At 66.6% G+C, this 16,929-nt stretch carries 13 protein-coding genes; 3 read left to right on the top strand and 10 right to left on the bottom strand.

The window, feature by feature from the left end:
* Positions 1-433 precede the first annotated feature (433 nt).
* The 9 genes from NLR35_RS27830 to NLR35_RS27790 all read right to left on the bottom strand — a co-directional run bounded on the left by NLR35_RS27830 (position 434) and on the right by NLR35_RS27790 (position 11,984).
* The gene (locus tag NLR35_RS27830) at positions 434-2,188 is read right to left on the bottom strand and encodes a hypothetical protein (RefSeq protein WP_257169731.1); all 1,755 of its coding nucleotides are present in this window, start codon (positions 2,186-2,188) and stop codon (positions 434-436) included.
* 328 nt (positions 2,189-2,516) lie between these two features.
* Positions 2,517-4,136: a benzoylformate decarboxylase gene (gene mdlC / locus NLR35_RS27825; RefSeq protein WP_257169730.1), complete on the bottom strand. Its 1,620-nt coding sequence runs from the start codon at positions 4,134-4,136 to the stop codon at positions 2,517-2,519.
* A 172-nt stretch (positions 4,137-4,308) separates the two neighbouring features.
* Positions 4,309-5,157, bottom strand: coding sequence for a MaoC family dehydratase N-terminal domain-containing protein (locus tag NLR35_RS27820; protein WP_257169729.1), 849 nt, complete (start codon positions 5,155-5,157; stop codon positions 4,309-4,311).
* Positions 5,158-5,159: 2 nt separating this feature from the next.
* Positions 5,160-6,272, bottom strand: coding sequence for a CaiB/BaiF CoA-transferase family protein (locus tag NLR35_RS27815; RefSeq protein WP_257169728.1), 1,113 nt, complete (start codon positions 6,270-6,272; stop codon positions 5,160-5,162).
* Positions 6,273-6,281: 9 nt separating this feature from the next.
* A complete protein-coding gene (locus NLR35_RS27810) occupies positions 6,282-7,448 on the bottom strand; it encodes an acyl-CoA dehydrogenase family protein (protein ID WP_257169727.1) in 1,167 nt (388 codons plus the stop codon).
* Positions 7,449-7,607: 159 nt separating this feature from the next.
* Entirely contained in the window at positions 7,608-8,207 is a 600-nt protein-coding gene (locus tag NLR35_RS27805) for a thiamine pyrophosphate-dependent enzyme (protein ID WP_257169726.1), read from the bottom strand.
* A complete protein-coding gene (locus NLR35_RS27800) occupies positions 8,189-8,734 on the bottom strand; it encodes a thiamine pyrophosphate-binding protein (RefSeq protein ID WP_257169725.1) in 546 nt (181 codons plus the stop codon). The genes NLR35_RS27805 and NLR35_RS27800 overlap by 19 nt, the downstream gene beginning before the upstream one ends.
* A 307-nt stretch (positions 8,735-9,041) precedes the next feature.
* Positions 9,042-10,313, bottom strand: a complete 1,272-nt coding sequence (locus NLR35_RS27795; protein WP_257169724.1) for a cytochrome P450 — start codon at positions 10,311-10,313, stop codon at positions 9,042-9,044.
* 375 nt (positions 10,314-10,688) lie between these two features.
* A complete protein-coding gene (locus NLR35_RS27790; RefSeq protein ID WP_257169723.1) occupies positions 10,689-11,984 on the bottom strand; it encodes a cytochrome P450 in 1,296 nt (431 codons plus the stop codon).
* A gap of 226 nt (positions 11,985-12,210) precedes the next feature.
* Between NLR35_RS27790 and NLR35_RS27785 the strand changes: the two genes are divergently transcribed.
* From NLR35_RS27785 to NLR35_RS27775, 3 genes are all read left to right on the top strand, one after another.
* Positions 12,211-13,383: an isovaleryl-CoA dehydrogenase gene (locus NLR35_RS27785; protein ID WP_257169722.1), complete on the top strand. Its 1,173-nt coding sequence runs from the start codon at positions 12,211-12,213 to the stop codon at positions 13,381-13,383.
* Positions 13,384-13,576: 193 nt separating this feature from the next.
* Positions 13,577-14,716 (top strand): DUF898 family protein, encoded by a 1,140-nt coding sequence (locus NLR35_RS27780; RefSeq protein ID WP_374940866.1) that lies wholly within the window; start codon positions 13,577-13,579, stop codon positions 14,714-14,716.
* Positions 14,691-15,845: a M48 family metallopeptidase gene (locus NLR35_RS27775; RefSeq protein WP_257169721.1), complete on the top strand. Its 1,155-nt coding sequence runs from the start codon at positions 14,691-14,693 to the stop codon at positions 15,843-15,845. Before NLR35_RS27780 ends, NLR35_RS27775 begins: the two co-directional genes overlap by 26 nt.
* A 238-nt stretch (positions 15,846-16,083) precedes the next feature.
* On the opposite strand, the gene NLR35_RS27770 is transcribed toward NLR35_RS27775, so the two are convergent.
* Positions 16,084-16,926 carry a DUF2927 domain-containing protein gene (locus NLR35_RS27770; RefSeq protein WP_374940865.1) on the bottom strand — a complete coding sequence of 281 codons (843 nt, stop codon included), beginning with the start codon at positions 16,924-16,926 and terminating at the stop codon, positions 16,084-16,086.
* Positions 16,927-16,929 lie beyond the last annotated feature (3 nt).

Raw genomic sequence — 16,929 nt, 5'->3', positions numbered from 1 at the left:
TGGCAGGTAAGGAGCTCAGAGCGAGGTTCGTCGGACGAGCACAATGGCTCCTCATCGGACGGCAAGCGCGGAGCTGGTAGAAGTAGTTCGTAGCAGAGAAGCGGCACCGCCCTCGCGGCTGCCCCTCACCCCGACCCTCTCAGCGCGCGCTAAACTCGTCGCGGCCCCGTGAAGAACGGGGAGAGGGGGCGCACCGCCAGTTCGGCGAGCGCGACGCAAGCAAAAAAAAGCCCCGCAGGGGACGGGGCTGGAGGCAATGCATGTCGGCGGATGGGGGCCGGGGCGGGTCCCGCGACGGGGTGAGGTCAAGTCCCGTCTCATGATCCGTGATCCCCGGCCGGTCGGCATGCGGCTGGTGATGGCCTTGTTGTCGTTGTCGGGTCCGCGCCGCCCCCCGGGAGCAACCGGGAGAGCGGCGCGGAGCGCCGGGGCCTTATTGTTCGAGCGCGGCGAGCGCTGCGTTGCCGATCTTCTGCGCCTCGGCCCAGGCGGCCTGCGTCGCCTGCTGTGCGGCGGCGTAGCCGGCCTGGATCTGCTGCTCGGCAGCCTCCCGCAGCGCTCCCTCCTGCTGCTCGCCGGTGGCGCGCGCCTGAGTCAGCGCCTGGTTGTCCGCGTTGAGCGTCGCGTTGGCGGCGTTGAACGCGTTGGCGGTGGTCTGCGCCTTCGCCTGCGCGGCCGCCAGCGCGGCCTGGTTGGCGGCGTTGTTGGCGCGCTCGAGCACTTCGGCGGCCTCCTGCGCATCCTGCTTGGCCTGCTGCGCGGCCTGCCGCGCCTGCTCCAGCGCCTGACGGTCGGCATTGACCTTCTGCTCGGCCGCCTCGACCGTCGCATCGATCACGCCGATCTTCTGGTTCAGTGCAGCCTCGACTGTCTTCTGGTTCGCCGACGCGGCGGCGTTGGCGGCCTGGGTCTTCTGCTGGGCGACCGCGCGCGCCTGCTCGCCGGTCTTCAGCGCAGCCTGCAATGCGGCCTGCTCGGCCGCTTCATTGGCCTGCTGGTTGTTGTTGTTATTGTTGTTGCCGTTGCCGGCCGCTGCGCCGCCGCCATTGTTGGCATTGCCGCCATTGCCCGCGGCTGCGCCGCCGCCGTTATTGGCGTTGCCGGCGGCCTGACCGGCCTGCTGACCAGCCTTGGCCGCGGCTTCCGCCGTTTCGCGCGCGGTGTCCTTGGCGGCGTTGGCGGCTTCCTTGGCCTCGTTGGACACGTCGATGTCCTTGTCGAGCTTCTGGAAGGCGGCCTGCAGCGCGGCTGAGGCGGTCGTCAGCTTGGCGGCGTTGGCGGCCGCCGCAGCCTTGTTGGCGGCCGTCGGATTCTTCTCGGCCTGCTCCTGCGCCTCGATGGCTGCGCCCTTCGCGGTCTGCTCGGCCTGACGCGCGGCATCGATGGCCTTGCGGTCGGCGGCGACCTGAGCCTCGGCGGCAGCGGCCTTCTGGGCTGCGGCTGCCGCGGCGGCGTTGGCCTTAGCGACGGCGTCATTGTTCGCCGCCCCCGCAGCAGCGGCAGCCTTGGCCGGGGTTGCGGCAGCGGCAGCCGCCGGCGCCGCGGCGGCCTTGGCAACGGCGACGGTGGTCGTCGCCGCGGCCGGCTTGGCGGTGGTGGTCGTGGTGGTGGTCGCCGCAGCAGCGGCCTTGGCGGTACCGGTGGTCGTCGTTGCGGCCGCGGCGGCGGCGGCCGCCGGCTTGGCGACCGGGGTTGGGGTTGCGGCGGTGGCAACGGTGGTGGGCTTGGTCGCGGTGCCCGTCGTAGTAGTCGCAGCTGCGGCGGCGGCGGTCTTGGCCGCGGTGCTCGCAGCCGCAGTGGCGGCGGTGGTCGCGGCCTTCGCGGCGGCGTTGGCTGCCGCCTTGGCGGCCGAGTTCGCAGCGGCATTGGCGGCGGCCTTCGCGGCGGCGTCGCTTGCCGCCTTCGCTGCGGCCTTGGCGGCCGCGTCCTGGGCCGCCTTGGCTGCAGCCTTCGCGGCGGCGTCCTGCGCAGCCTTGGCGGCCGCCTGCGCCGCCGCCTTCGCTGCAGCGTCCTGGGCCGCCTTCGCGGCTGAGTTGGTGGTGGCCGAGGTGGCGAGCGCCATCGCCTGGGCATTGGCCTGATGCGGCAAGGCCGCGACTGCGAGCGCAGACATGAGGGCAAGCGCGCTGACGTGGCGATAGAGGTCGGTTCTCGATGTCGCCGTTTGAAGGTTCTTCTTGTCCGCCATCAGCTCAACTCCATTGGTACGCTGGATTGGATGGTGGAACCTTTTGATAATGATTTTGGCTTGCAGAATGGTCGGACCTTGCAAGCAGCATGGCGCCGGCCCGCAACCTGACGGCAGGATTTCGCGGTGTTTGCGGCGGAGCGGCTGCGTCGCGATGGCGCAGGGGCGCAGAAGGCTTTCGAAACAAACGCTTGCGGCTGAAACCGGCGGTTGCACCGATGCGGCGGGGCCGTGGGCATTTCGCGGCAGATCACGCCGTCGCCATTGAAGATGCGACGTATTATCGCATCGACAGCAGTTGACAGCGCGTCCGCTGAACGAACAGGGGCTAGCTCTTGGCGTAGAGCAGCGGCACCGCGGAATCGACCATCACCTCGACGAGGCTGGTGCCGTCATGCGCCAGGCTGCGCGCGAGCGCGGCGGGCAGATCGGCCGCGCGGCTGACGCGCACGGCATCGCAGCCCATGCCCTCGGCGAGCTTGACGAAATCGAGGCCGGGTAATTCGAGCCCCGGCACGTTGCGCACCTGCATGACCTGGCTGAACGAGCGCATCGCGCCGTAGCCGGAATTGTTGATCACCACGACCGTCACCGGCAGCTTGCGCTGGGCCGCCGTCCACAGCGCCTGCAGCGAATACATCGCCGAGCCGTCGCCGATCAGGCAGATGGTGCGATCCTTGGGACGCCCCAGCGCCATGCCGACTGCCGCGGGCAGGCTGTAACCGAGGCCGCCGCTCGACATCGTGTAGAACGAGTCCGCGCCCGGCATCGGCATGTATTTATGCATGACGGGGCGATGCGAGGGAATCTCTTCGACCAGCGCGGTCCGGGCGGGCAGGGCCTGCGACAGCGTGTGCAGAAGATAGTCGACAGGGATAGGATCAGCAGGCTTCGGCGCCTCCGGCAGCACGCGGCCGTTCGGCGCGGCGCGCTTCGTGTCCGGCAGCAGCTCGAGCAGCAAAGAGAGGGCGGGGCGCATCGTCGCGATGATGCTGGTGCCGATCGGCGGCACGGCCGCGCCCTCGGCGTCGTCGGTGATCTGATAGAGCGTGGTGGCGCCGTCGAAGATCGCGGCGTGGCCCTCGACATGGAAGGTGAACACCGGCGCGCCGATCACGACGACGAGATCGTGCGGCTTGAGCGCATCGGAGAGCTGCCCCGGCGAGGCGTGCAGAAAACCCTGGAATAGCGGATGCCGCTCCGGGAACGAGCAGCGCGCCGAGAACGGGCTGACCCAGACGCCGGCCTTGGTCTTCTCGGCGACCTGCACCATCAGCTCGACGCAGCCGGCGCGGTCGATGCCGGGGCCGACGACGAGGGCGGGATTTTTCGCCGTGGTGAGCGCGCTCACCAGGTCGTCCATTGCCGTGCGATCCGGGCCGAGCTCGCGGCTCAACTTGCGTGCCGCGATCGGCTGCGCGGGATGCATCCAGTCGTCGATCGGGATCGACACGAAGGTCGGGCCGCAGGGCGGCTGCATCGCGGTGTAGTAGGCGCGCGCGATCGCGCCGGGTACGTCCTCGGGCCGAGCCGGCTCGACGCTGTATTTGACGTAAGGGCGCGGAAACTCCGACGGGCGCTCGGCATAGAGGAACGCCTGCAGCGGCAGGATCGAGCGCGCCTGCTGGCCGGCGGTGATGACCAGCGGCGTCTGGTTGCGATGCGCGGTGTAGATGTTGCCGAGCGCGTTGCCGACGCCGGCGGCCGAATGCAGATTGACGAAGCCGGCATTGCGCGTCGCCTGCGCATAGCCGTCGGCCATGCCGACCACGGAGGCCTCCTGCAGGCCGAGCACGTAGTCGATATCGTCGGGCCAGTCGCTGAGGAACGGCAGCTCGGTGGAGCCGGGATTGCCGAACACTTTTTTGATGCCGAAGGCCCGCAGCAGTTCGAAGGTGGCCTGCTTGACGGTGATGGGCTTGGTTGTTGTTTTCGTTGTCTTGGCCAAAGGCGTTTCCCCGAGTGTCTTTGTGCGTCGTCATTCCGGGGCGATGCGCAGCATCGAACCCGGAATCTCGAGCGGTTCTTTTCCCTCATCTCGAGGTTCCGGGTTCGACGCTCCGCGCCAAATGGCTTCGCCATTGTGTCGCGGCGCGTCGCCCCGGAACGACGGGCTTATATCACCACGTCGCGGTGCCCTTCATCGTCGGCCGGCGCTCGGCGTTGGCGGTCCACAGCTCGAGGCCGCCGTCCTTGTCGGTGGCGTTGACGGAGAATTCGCTGCCTTCGAACAGCGGCTGGAGGCCGCGATAGGCGAATTTGGCGGGCGGCTTGCCCCTGAGCTTGGCGGCGAACTCGACCAGCAGCGCGGCCTGCAGCGGGCCGTGGAAGACGAGGCCCGGATAGCCTTCGACCTTGGTGACGTAGTCGCGGTCGTAATGGATGCGGTGGCCGTTGAAGGTCAGCGCGGAATAGCGAAACAGCAGCACGGGATCGGAGACGTGCGTCTCGCTGTGCTGCGCGACCGGCGGAGGTGGCGGCGCCTTGGGTGAGGCGGCCGGCGCGCCGCCCATGTCGCGATAGACGATGTCCTGGCGCTCGCGGATCGCGACACCGCGCGGCGTCGACACCACATGCTCGACCGCGACGAAGCAGAGCTGGCCGGTCGAGCCGCTCTTCAAGCTGACATCGGTGATGGTGGAGACGCGCGTGGCGACGTCGCCGACGCGCAGGGGATCGATGACCTGCACCTCGCCGCCGGCCCACATCCGCCGCGGCAACGGCACCGGCGGCAGGAAGCCGCCGCGGGTCGGGTGGCCGTCGGGGCCGAGCTGATCATGCGGAAACACCGGCTGGCCCAGGCACCAATGCACCGTGTAGGGCGCGATGTCGCCGGTGACCGGCTCGCCGATGTCCTGGAACAAGGTCGCGCGCAGCCCCTTGGTGAGTTGCGCGGTGACGATGTCGGTGGCCTCGGCGCTGCGGCCGACCCATTGCTTGAGGTGATCGAGATCGAGCGTGTCCGTCATGATCATCCCTTTCGCGGATGGGGCGAGGCGGCTTCGCCGATCGCCGGCACGGCACCATACGATCTGTCGTCGCCGACTACGATCGCCGCCGGCGCCGGGTAGCTGACAACGCCGTTCGGTGTTTCAACTTGGATACGCCTGAGATGCGGATGCGTTGCGAGATCCGCCATGCTGTTGACCTCGGCGAAGGCAATGTCCGCCGCCGCGAGTTTCGCCAGCAGTTCGTCGCGCGACAGCGCGGCGAAGCGATCGGCGACGATCTTGTCGGTGAGGGTGCGGTTGCGGACGCGCTCGACCATGTTGGCGAAACGCGGATCGTCGGGCAGCGCCGGCTGCTCCAGCACCTTGGCGCACAGTGTCTTCCACTCGCGCTCGCTCTGGATCGAGATCAGGATGTCCTTGCCGTCCTTCGAGGTGAACACGCCATAGGGCGCGATCGAGGGATGGGCGAGGCCGATGCGCTTCGGCGCATTGCCGGCTTCCGCGTTGAGCAGGGGCACCGTGAGCCAGTCGGCCATGACGTCGAACATCGAGATCCGGATGTCGGCGCCTTCGCCTGTCCGGCCGCGCCTGATCAGCGCCTCCAGGATCGCCGCATGCGCGGTGGCGCCGGTGGCGACGTCGACGATCGACATGCCGACGCGCGACGGGCCCTCGGGGCCGCCGGTGATCGAGGCGAGCCCGCTCTCGGCCTGGATCAGCAGATCATAGGCCTTGCGATCGGCGTAGGGACCGGTGTCGCCATAGCCGGTGATGGTGCAGCAGATCAGCTTCGGATAGTCCTTGCGCAGCCGCTCGCGGGCAAAACCCATCTTGTCCATCGAACCGGGCTTGAGGTTCTGCAAGAGCACGTCGGCGCCGGCGATGAGCTTCTCCAGCTCGGCGCGGCCGTCGGGTTTGGCGAGATCGACGATGCGCGAATCCTTGCCGCGGTTGAGCCAGACGAAGTAGCTGCTCTGCCCCTTCGCGGCGGCGTCATAACCCCGGGCGAAATCGCCCTCGGGCCGTTCGATCTTGATGACATGAGCGCCCGCATCGGCGAGGCGCGACGAGCAGAACGGCGCGGCCACCGCCTGCTCGACGGCGACGACGGTGATCCCTTCAAGCGGCAGCATCAGAGATCCTTAGTACGAGCGCGGCATGCCGAGCACGTGCTCGGCAACATATGACAGGATCAGATTGGTCGAGATCGGCGCGACCTGATACAGCCGGGTCTCGCGGAACTTTCGCTCGACGTCGTACTCCTCGGCGAAGCCGAAGCCGCCATGGGTCTGGATGCAGGCATTGGCCGCCTCGAACGAGGCGTCGGCGGCGAGCATCTTGGCCATGTTGGCCTCGGCGCCGCAATCCTGCCCGGCCTCGTATTTGCGGGTGGCTTCCCTCACCATCAGCTCGGCCGCGCGCATAGACGCATAGGCCTTGGCGATCGGGAACTGGATGCCCTGATTCTGGCCGATGGGACGGCCGAACACGACGCGCTCCTTGGCGTAGTTGGTCGCTTTCGCAATGAACCATTTCGCGTCGCCGACGCATTCGGCTGCGATCAAAATGCGCTCGGCGTTCATGCCGGAGAGGATGTAGCGGAAACCCTTGCCTTCCTCGCCGATCAGGTTCTCGGCGGGCACGCGCATGTCGGTGAAGAACACTTCCGTCGTGGCATGGTTCATCATGGTGCGGATCGGACGGATGGTCAGCCCGGCCTTCTTCGCCTCGCGCATGTCGACGAGAAACACCGATAGACCGTCGGTGCGCTTCTGCACCTGATCCTTCGGCGTGGTGCGCGCCAGCAGCAGCATCAGATCGGAATATTCGGCGCGGCTGGTCCAGATCTTCTGGCCGTTGACGACGTAGCTGTCGCCGTCCCGCTTGGCCGTGGTCTTCAGCGACGTGGTGTCGGTGCCCGACGTGGGTTCGGTGACGCCGAACGCCTGTAGCCGCAATTCGCCGCTCGCGATCTTCGGCAGCCATTTGGCCTTCTGCTCGGCCGAGCCGTGCCGCAGCACCGTGCCCATCGTGTACATCTGCGCGTGGCAGCCGCCGCCATTGCCGCCGGCGCGCTGGATTTCCTCCAGGATCGCGGCCGCTGCCGACAGCTTCAGCCCGGCGCCGCCATATTCCTCGGGGATTAGCACGGAGAGATAGCCGGCCTGCGTCAGCGCATCGACGAAGGCGGAGGGGTAGGCCATCTCGCGATCCAGCTTGCGCCAATATTCGCCGGGGAACTGGGCGCAGAGCTTGGCCACCGCGTCGCGGATGTCGGCGTAGTCGTCGTGCTGATGCTGGTCTGTCATGTCCTTGTTCCCCAGGCCGCTGTCACACCGCCTGTGGTCTCCCTAGGTTTGTTGCTGATAGCCTATGACGAAGCACGCGGCGCTTGGCAAGCGTGGCATGCCAGCGTTGCAGCGGGTGGTCCCCGCCGCGGTATGGGGATGGAGAGGCGCATCCATGCTCTAGCTGACGGGATAGCCGAGATGGCCGCGGAAGCGGTTCTTGAGGAACACGCCGTCGCGCGGCGGCAAAGCGCGGTCGACATGATCTGTCGAAATGACGACGCGGGCGAAATGCGGACCGGCGCGATCGTGCAGCTTCGGCCTGAAGGCATCGAGCGTCGCATGATCCGCAATCGTGCTGACCGAGGGGAAGCCGGCGCCCGTGGCCATCAGCTCCAGATTGGCGCCGAGACCCGAGTGGCTCATCTGCATTCCCGTTTCGCCGAAATGCGCGTTATCGAGCACCACCACCGAAAGGTTGTTCGGCTTCTTCGCGGCTGATGTTGCGAGGCTGCCGAGCCCCATCAGTTGCTCGCCGTCGCCGGTGATGACCACGACCGGGCGCGATGGCTGCGCCAACGCGAGGCCGAGTCCGATCATGAGGGCGCCTCCCATTGCACCCCAGAGATAGAAATTCGCAGGATGATCGCCGGCGGCGAACACGTCGTAGGACGACGAGCCGAGGCCGCTGACGACCAGTAGGTGTCCGCGATCTCTGAGCAGCGCCTGCACGACGGCGCGACGGTCGAGAGCTGATTTCGTCACTTGCCCTCCGTCCACTTCTTGGCGCCGATCATGCGCTGGGAGATCAGCACCGCGATCGGCTGATCGCTGTCGAAGGCGAGCTTTGCCGCTGCTGCCGCCAGCTCGCCGGCATCTTCAGGGCGTTCCAGCCGGAACACCGTGACGCCCATGATCTCGAACGCCGCCTGCGTCGCCTTGCCCATCGGCACCTGCCACGGATTGAACTCGGCCCACTCGCCGCGCATGGTCACGAAGGTGAGGAACGGGAACCGGCAGCTCGCCAGCAGCGACAGCATGTTGACGCAATTGCCGACGCCGCTCGACTGCATCAGCAGCACCGCGCGCTGGCCGCCGAGCCAGGCGCCGGCCGACAGCGCGACGCCTTCCTCCTCGGTGGTCAGCACGGTGGTGGCGATCGCGGGATCGTCATGCGCGAGGCGGATGAGGCGGGAATGGCCAGCGTCGGGCACGTAGCACAGCTGCCGGACATCGGCCGCCTTCAACGCTGCGTAGATGGCGAGCGGCCAGTCGGGAGCTGTCGTCGGCGTGTCGGAAGCGGCCATGGCGTCCTGCAGTTGGTGAGCACCGATGGTGCAGCGGATGATTTAGCCAGAAACGGCGGCGGTGGCCCATTGAATTTGGTTCACCCGGCCATGCCGGATTATTATAGGCAGCTGTCAACTTGATGGTCGTTCCGGGCCTCATGGTTCGAGACGCCGCTGCGCGGCTCCTCACCATGAGGGGTTGAGATCGGCGCACCTGCCGCCTGGTTCACGTGCCGCTCCGGGTTCGGAACCCGCCCCTCTTGGTGAGGAGCGCCGCAGGCGCGTCTCGAACCATGAGGCCCGGCGTGGGGCCGCGCCCTTTATTTCACCCGGGAATCCGCACCGGCAGCGACTCGTAGCCGCGGACGAAGCTGGAATAGACGCGCTTCGGCTCGCCCACGACCTCAATGCGGTCGAAGCGTTTGAGGATCTCCTGCCAGACGATGCGCAGCTGCAGCTCGGCCAGCCGCATGCCGACGCAGCGGTGGATGCCGAAGCCGAAGGAGAGGTGGATGCGCGGCCGCTTGCGGTCGATGATGAAGGCGTCGGGATTCTCGATCACCTCGCCGTCACGGTTGCCCGAGACGTACCACATCACGACGCGGTCGCCCTTCCTGATCTTCTGGCCGCCCAGCTCGGTGTCGACCAGCGCGGTGCGGCGCATATGCGCCAGCGGCGTCTGCCAGCGGATCACCTCGGGCACCATGGTCTCGATCAGCGCCGGATTGTCGCGCAGCTTCTGGTACTCGGCCGGATTCTCGTTCAGCGCCAGCACCGACGCGGTCATGGTGTTGCGCGTGGTGTCGTTGCCGCCGACGATGAGCAGGATCAGATTGCCCATCAGGTTGTCCGGCGTCATGTGCCGCGTCGCCTCGCTGTGCGCCATCATCGAGATCAGGTCGCGGCCGGGATTGGCCTGGCGCTCCTTCCACATCCGGCCGAACGTCTCGGCGCAGTCGGCCAGCTCGCGCCGGCGCTCCTCCTCGGAGGAGACGATGCCGCTCTTGGGCAAAGCGGTCGAGACGTCCGACCAGCGCGTCAGCTTGCGCCGCTCCTCGAACGGGAAGTCGAATAGGGTCGCCAGCATCTGCGTCGTCAGCTCGATCGAGACCTTCTCGACCCAGTTGAAGGTCTCGTTGCGCGGCAGCGAGTCCAGCACCTTGGCCGAGCGCTGCCGGATCAGCACCGCCATCTCGTCGAGATGCTCAGGCGTGAACATCGGCTGCACCGTCTTGCGCTGCTCGCCATGGCGGGGCTCGTCCATCGCAATGAAGCTCGGCCACTCGTAGCCGGGCGGCACGTCGCGGATCATGATGCCGCCATTGCTGACATCGGACGAGAACAGCGCGTGGCTGGTGTCGACATGCATGATGTCGTGATAGCGCGTCACCGACCAATACGGCTCGATCGGCGCCTTGGTGCAGTAATGCACCGGCGCTTCCTTGCGCAGCCGCTCGAACCACGGCCATATCGTGTCGCTCTGGAACAGCCGGGGCGCGCCGGGATGAAAGTCCTCGATCGGCGTCGAATAGGCCTCCAGCCGCGCCTGGCGCAGCAGATCGGCATGGTCGGAACGAAGCGCGGCCTGGGCGGTCATGGGGTGGTCCTTTTCTGAACAGTCGCTCAAAAATCGAATGACGTCTTCTCGCAATTAAGTCTGATCTATCTCGATGGTAAGAGCCGGAGGCGCCGCCACCGTTGCGCTCGTCTCCGCGTCCCCCTGGATCGGCAGGCACGGTGCACGTGAATGTGCCCTCTCCCCTTGCGGGAGAGGGCATGTAGGACGGTGCCGCGAACTCGGTTAGGTGAGGGGTATCTCTCCACAAGCGTCGCTCGCGGAGAGATACCCCTCACCCGACCGCATGCGTGGATGGGCCGGAGATGCCCTCTCCCGCAAGGGGAGAGGGCACTGTATCGCTCAGCCATTGCGCGGTTCGAGTCGCCCCCGATTCGATTGGTCTCCAAATACAACTTACGCCGCAATCCGCACCGGCAATGTCTCGTATCCCTTCACGAAGCTGGAATAGACGCGCTTCGGCTCGTCCATCACGTCGATATGATCGAAGCGCTTCAGGATCTCTTCCCAGATGATCTTGAGCTGCAGCTCGGCGAGCCGCAGGCCGACGCAGCGGTGGATGCCGAAGCCGAACGACAGGTGGGTTCGGGGGCGGGCGCGATCGATGATGAAGTCGTAGGGGCGTTCGATCGCGCTCTCGTCACGGTTGCCCGAGACGTACCACATCACGACCTTGTCGCCCTTCCTGATCTGCTTGCCGCGGAACTCGATATCCGCGAGCGCGGTGCGGCGCATGTGGGCGAGCGGCGTCTGCCAGCGGATCACTTCCGGCACGAAGCTGTCAAGCAACGCCGGATTGTCCTTGAGCTTGCGGTACTGATCCGGGTGCTGGGTCAGCGCATAGATGCTGCCGGACATCGTGTTGCGCGTGGTGTCGTTGCCGCCGACGATCAAGAGCACGAGATTGCCGAGGAAGTTCTTCGGGTCCATGTTCCGCGTGGCTTCGCTGTGCGCCATCATCGAGAGCAGGTCGCTTTTGGGCGGCTGGTTCTGCCGCTCCTGCCACAGCCGCGCGAAATAGCGCGCGCAGTCCATCAGCTCGGCCTGCCGCTCGTCCTCGGTTGCGACCAGGCCGCCGGGGCCGGGCAGTGTGGTGGCGATGTCGGACCAGCGCGTCAGCTTGCGGCGGTCCTCCCAGGGGAAGTCGAACAGCACCGCCAGCATCTGCGTGGTCAGCTCGATCGAGACGCGATCGACCCAGTCGAACACCTCGCCGACCGGCAGGTTGTCGAGGCATTCGGCGGAGCGCTTGCGGATGTTGATCGCGAGCTCGTCGAGATGCGTCGGCGTGAACATCGGCGCCACCGTCTTGCGTTGCGCGGCATGACGCGGCGGGTCCATCGCGATGAAGCTCTCGCGGCGCAGATCGGGCGGCACGTCGCGGATCGTGATGCCGCCGAGCGCAGACGCCGATGAGAACACCGCGTGGTTGGTCTCGATCTCCATGATGTCGTCGTAGCGAGTGATCGACCAGTACGGACCGAACATCGAATCCCGGCAATAGTGCACCGGGTCCTCGCGACGCAGCCGGTCGAAATAGGGCCAATGCGTGTCGGTGCGGAACAGCTCGGGATTGCCGGGATCGAATTCGGCCAGCGGCAGCGTGGCGGCGCGCCGGGCTGCTTCGTCGATCTCTGGCGTGGCTGCGGCGTCGTGCCGGCGTGCTTCGGCCGGTTTGGCGGTCCCGTGCATGGACGTCTCCCTCAGGCCGGCTTCTTGACGCGTCCGGCGATGTTTCACGCGATTACATCCTGCCCGGGAGCGATGGGCAAGCGCGGAGTTTGACCGGTGCCGAGCCCTCCGGTCTTGTGTCGCAAAGCTGGCATTCGGCCGGATGGAGGGCGTGACAAGCGCCACGGCACGGAATAAGGCTTTGAGCAATTGTTGCAAAGCAGAAGACTAGCAGGAGGCCGCCATCATGATCGCCAACGCGCAGCGCATGTTCAACTTCGACCTTGGCGAGACGGCGGATGCGATCCGCGAGACGGTGGCGAGCTTCTCGCAGGAGCAGATCGCGCCGCGTGCCGCCGAGATCGACCGCTCCAATCAGTTTCCGCGCGACCTGTGGCCCAAGCTCGGCGAGCTCGGCCTGCACGGCATCACGGTCGAGGAGGAGTATGGTGGTGCCGGCCTCGGCTATCTCGAGCACTGCATCGCCATGGAGGAGATTTCACGCGCCTCGGCTTCCGTCGGCCTGTCGTACGGCGCGCACTCCAACCTCTGCGTCAACCAGATCCGCCGCAACGGCAACGCGGCGCAGAAGCAGAAATATCTGCCCAAGCTGATCTCGGGCGAGCATGTCGGCTCGCTGGCGATGTCCGAGCCGCAGGCCGGCTCCGACGTGGTGTCGATGAAGACCCGCGCCGACAGACGCGGCGACCGTTTCGTCCTCAACGGCAACAAGATGTGGATCACCAACGGACCGGTCGCCGAGACGCTGGTCGTGTATGCCAAGACCGATCCGCAGGGCGGCCCGCGCGGCATCACCGCCTTCCTGATCGAGAAGGGCATGAAGGGGTTCTCGACCGCGCAGAAGCTCGACAAGCTCGGCATGCGCGGCTCCGATACCTGCGAACTCGTGTTCGAGGATTGCGAGGTGCCGGAGGAGAACGTGCTGGGCCAGGTCGGCCGCGGCGTCAACGTGCTGATGTCGGGCCTCGACTACGAGCGCGCGGTGCTCGCGGCCGGTCCCCTCGGTATCATGCAGGCCTGCATGGACGCGGTGCTGCCTTACGTGCACGAGCGCAAGCAGTTCGGCCAGCCGATCGGCACCTTCCAGCTGGTGCAGGGCAAGGTCGCCGACATGTACACCACGATGAATGCCGCGCGCGCCTATGTCTACGCCGTGGCCAAGGCGTGCGATCGCGGCGAGACCACGCGCGAGGATGCCGCCGGCGCCATTCTATTTGCAGCGGAGAAGGCGACGCAATGCGCGCTCGACGCGATCCAGCTGCTCGGCGGCAACGGCTACATCAACGATTATCCGACCGGACGGCTGCTGCGTGACGCCAAGCTCTACGAGATCGGCGCGGGCACCAGCGAGATCCGGCGCATGCTGATCGGGCGGGAATTGTTCGAGAAGACGTCATAAAGCTCAGACGGGCTCGCGCCGGCCGGCATTGCGTTCGCACACCGGCCGGATGCAGATATTTTGCGCCACGCCGCCCAGGCCGGTGTTTTTTTCCGGCCGACTTGCGTACAAAAGGAGTCGAACCTTGGAGTCGTCCCGGCGACGAATAACCGGGTCAATTTGTATGTTTTTGCGTAGTTCGGGGGCGTAAGCCGTGAACCAGATGAGTTATGTTCCGCAGCAGCCTCCGCCGCTGCCGTCTTTGCCCGCTACTTTTTCCGGAGCTCGCAGCGAGTTCTTCCGGCTGGTCAGCCGTGGCGCGGCCATCGAGTTGATCACGCTCGGCTTCTACCGGTTCTGGCTGGCGACCGACATCCGCCGGCATCTATGGGTCAACACCGCCGTGGACGGTGATGCCGCCGAATATACCGGGCGTGGCAAGGAGCTCCTGATCGGCTTCCTGTTCGCGATGGCGATCCTGGTCCCGATCTACCTTGCCTATTTCCTCATCACCGTCGAGGCCGAGCGCTTCAAGGCGTTCGCCAGCGTGCCGCTGCTGATCTCGTTCTACGCGTTCGGCCAGTTCGCGATCTATCGCGCGCGACGCTACCGGCTGACGCGCACGGTGTGGCGCGGCATCCGGTTCTGGATGGACGGCTCCGGCTGGGCCTATGCCGGACGCGCGATGCTGTGGACGCTGCTCGCCGTCGTCACGCTCGGTATCGCCTGGCCGTGGCGGACCGCGGCGCTCGAGCGCTACAAGATGCGGCATTCGCATTACGGCAATCTGCAAGGCGACTTCGAAGGCCGCGGCTGGGAGCTGTTCAAGCAGGTCTGGTATCTGTGGTTGATCGCGCCGTTCGCGATGGTGCTGTTTCCGCTGTATCCGTTCGTCTATGCCCAGCTCAAAGCGGTCGAGTGGCGCTGGTGGGTCTCGGGCATCCGCTTCGGCGGCGTCCGCCTGGATTCGACGCTGCCGAACAGCGCCTTCTACGGCCTGTATTGGAAGATCATCGGCTGGATGATGCTGCTGGTCGTGGTCTTCGTCCTCTACGTGGTCGGGGCGTTCGCGCTGGTCGCGACCCTGCTCGGCGGCGGCACCGGTGCGAAGCAGATGCAGGCCGTCGCCAATCATATCGGCCTCCTCGTGCCGCTGGGGATCGGCTACGTCGCGATCATTCTGGCGGCCAACGTCGTGATGCGGCTTTATCTGGTGCGTGACGTCTGGGCGACGGTGCTCGCCTCGGTCCAGGTGCACGGTATCGAGGCCATGGCTGACGTCGCCGCCAAGGGCGACCTGGCCAGCGCGCTCGGCGAAGGGTTTGCCGATGGACTCGACGTCGCCGGATTCTGATCCTGGTTCTGATCCTCGGCTCGACGCGCCGGGCGAGGCTCAAGCGGCGCCGGCTGCGCAGGCTGCTGCGCCCGGCGGTCCCGCCGTCTATTTCGACGGGCTGTCGAACCGGCGCCAGAACGTCATGATCGGCTTTGCCAATCAGCTCGTGATGCGCAGCGCCGACAACTTCGTGTCGTGGCCCTATGAGGACATCCGCCGTGTCGATGGCCCCAGCGGCACGCTCAGGGTCAGCTGCCTCTCGGCCTCGCCGCTGGCGCGGCTGGAGATCCGCGACGCAGCGCTGTCGGCCGAACTGATCGCGCGCTGCAGCCATATCGACCAGCACCGGCTGACGCGCGGCGGCATCGCCCGGATCGTCGGCTGGTCGCTGGCGGCCGCGGCCTCGATCATTGCGGTCGTGCTGTTCGTGATCCCGTTCGCCGCGGAGCGGCTGACGCCGCTCGTTCCGCCGAGCATGGAGAAGCATCTCGGCGATGCCGCCGTGGTGCAGATCCATTCCCTGTTCGGCGACAAGGAGTGCAGCGCGGCTGCCGGGCAGGCGGCGTTTGCCAAGCTGGTCACGGCGCTGCGCCGGCCAGCGGACCTCGACGACGGCATCGGCTCGCAGGTGCTGGATACGCCGATCCCCAACGCGTTCGCGCTGCCGGGCGGGCGCTTCTTCCTGTTTCGCGGGCTGCTCGACAAGGCGAACGACCCCGACGAGGTCGCGGGCGTGCTGGCGCATGAGCTCGGCCATTTGAAGCATCGCGACAATCTGCGGCAGCTCATCCACAACGGCTCGAGCTCGTTCCTGATCGGGCTTCTGTTCGGTGATATCACGGGTGCAGGTGCGGCGGTCTTCGCCTCCCGTTCCATGATCAACGCGTCCTACTCGCGCGAGGCGGAGGAGGCGGCCGACAGCTTTGCGATCGAGGTGATGCACAAGCTCGGACGGCCGACGCGGCCGATGGGCGAATTGTTGTTCCGCATCACCGGCAAGGAGGCGGGAAAGCAGCCCGCGCTGTGGTCGAGCCATCCGCTCACCGAGGACCGCCTCGCCCGCATGCGCGCCGCCGATCGCCCCGCCAGCGGCCCGCCGCTGTTGAGCACGGAGGAGTGGAAGGCGCTGAAGGGGATCTGCAAGTAGCTGAGTTGGCGATGCCGCTGCTGAGTTGCCGGCCCGTTTCGGCAAAACCGGTGTCGTCCCTGCGAACGCAGGGACCCATAACCACCGGCCCTGTCGAGGCAGGCGACTGGCAGCCACGTCCCTCGATAGCATCCGCGGTATGGGTCCCTGCGTTCGCAGGGACGACAGCGGAGTTTGAGGCGGCGTCACGGGCTCCCAGTGGAGCTATTGCCGACTTTGTCGATCAACCGCCTCCCACTCACTCCGCCAGATTGTTCGTCTTCTTCACCCAGGCGCGGACGTCCGTCAGGACGTCCGGCAGCACGGCCTTGACCTCGGCGAGCGTCATGCCCGGCTTGACGCGGGGGTCGTAGAGCAGGTTGAGGATGTACTGGTCGTAGACGTCGAAATAGCCCATCGAGACGTTGTCGTTGAACATCGTCCAGGGCACGCTCGACGTGTCGTTGATCGGCCCGAGCGACTGCAACAGCTCCTCATAGGCGCAGTCGAGGAAGACGAAGTCGCCATTGTCGACGGTCAGGATGACGTCGGAATGTTCGATCTCGAAGGCCTCGTTCTTGCGGAAGCCGGACAGGCATTGCGGATCGAGCGAGGTCTTGATCTCGCGGGCGCGCTCGCTGCCATAGGCCTGGCTGATGGTATGGTAGAGGTCGCGGTCGCGCACCAGCTTGACGCGGACATTGGCGTCGCCGTCGCTGTCGGTCATCGCGATGTCGAGGTTGCGGATGCGGGCGCCGATGTCGCCGACCACCTTGGTGAGCTGCGCCTTGCGGTCGGCCCGGCGGCCGTCGGCGTAGACCCGCACCGGGCCGCTGTATTTCCGGATGCGGTCGACGCGGCCGGCGAGGTGATACTCGGCGCCGAACGCGGTCTTGAAGAATCCGTCGATGATCTCGGCGTCGGTGAAGCTCTTCTTCTCGGCGCGCTGGCGCGCCGCGATGGCCGGGATTTCGGCCGTCGTGGCCGGCAGCGGGATCGTCATGACCGCAAGCCAGCCAAGCGCGACGGCGGCCAGCCGCACGGATCGCCGCCGAGAACCGGCTGGTCCATGATCGGCGAGAGCGGTCCGTCGTCGCGGCATCAT

The organism is Bradyrhizobium sp. SRS-191 (genome assembly GCF_024586915.1).
Classification (GTDB): domain Bacteria; phylum Pseudomonadota; class Alphaproteobacteria; order Rhizobiales; family Xanthobacteraceae; genus Bradyrhizobium.
This window is presented reverse-complemented; position numbering and strand designations above follow the sequence as displayed.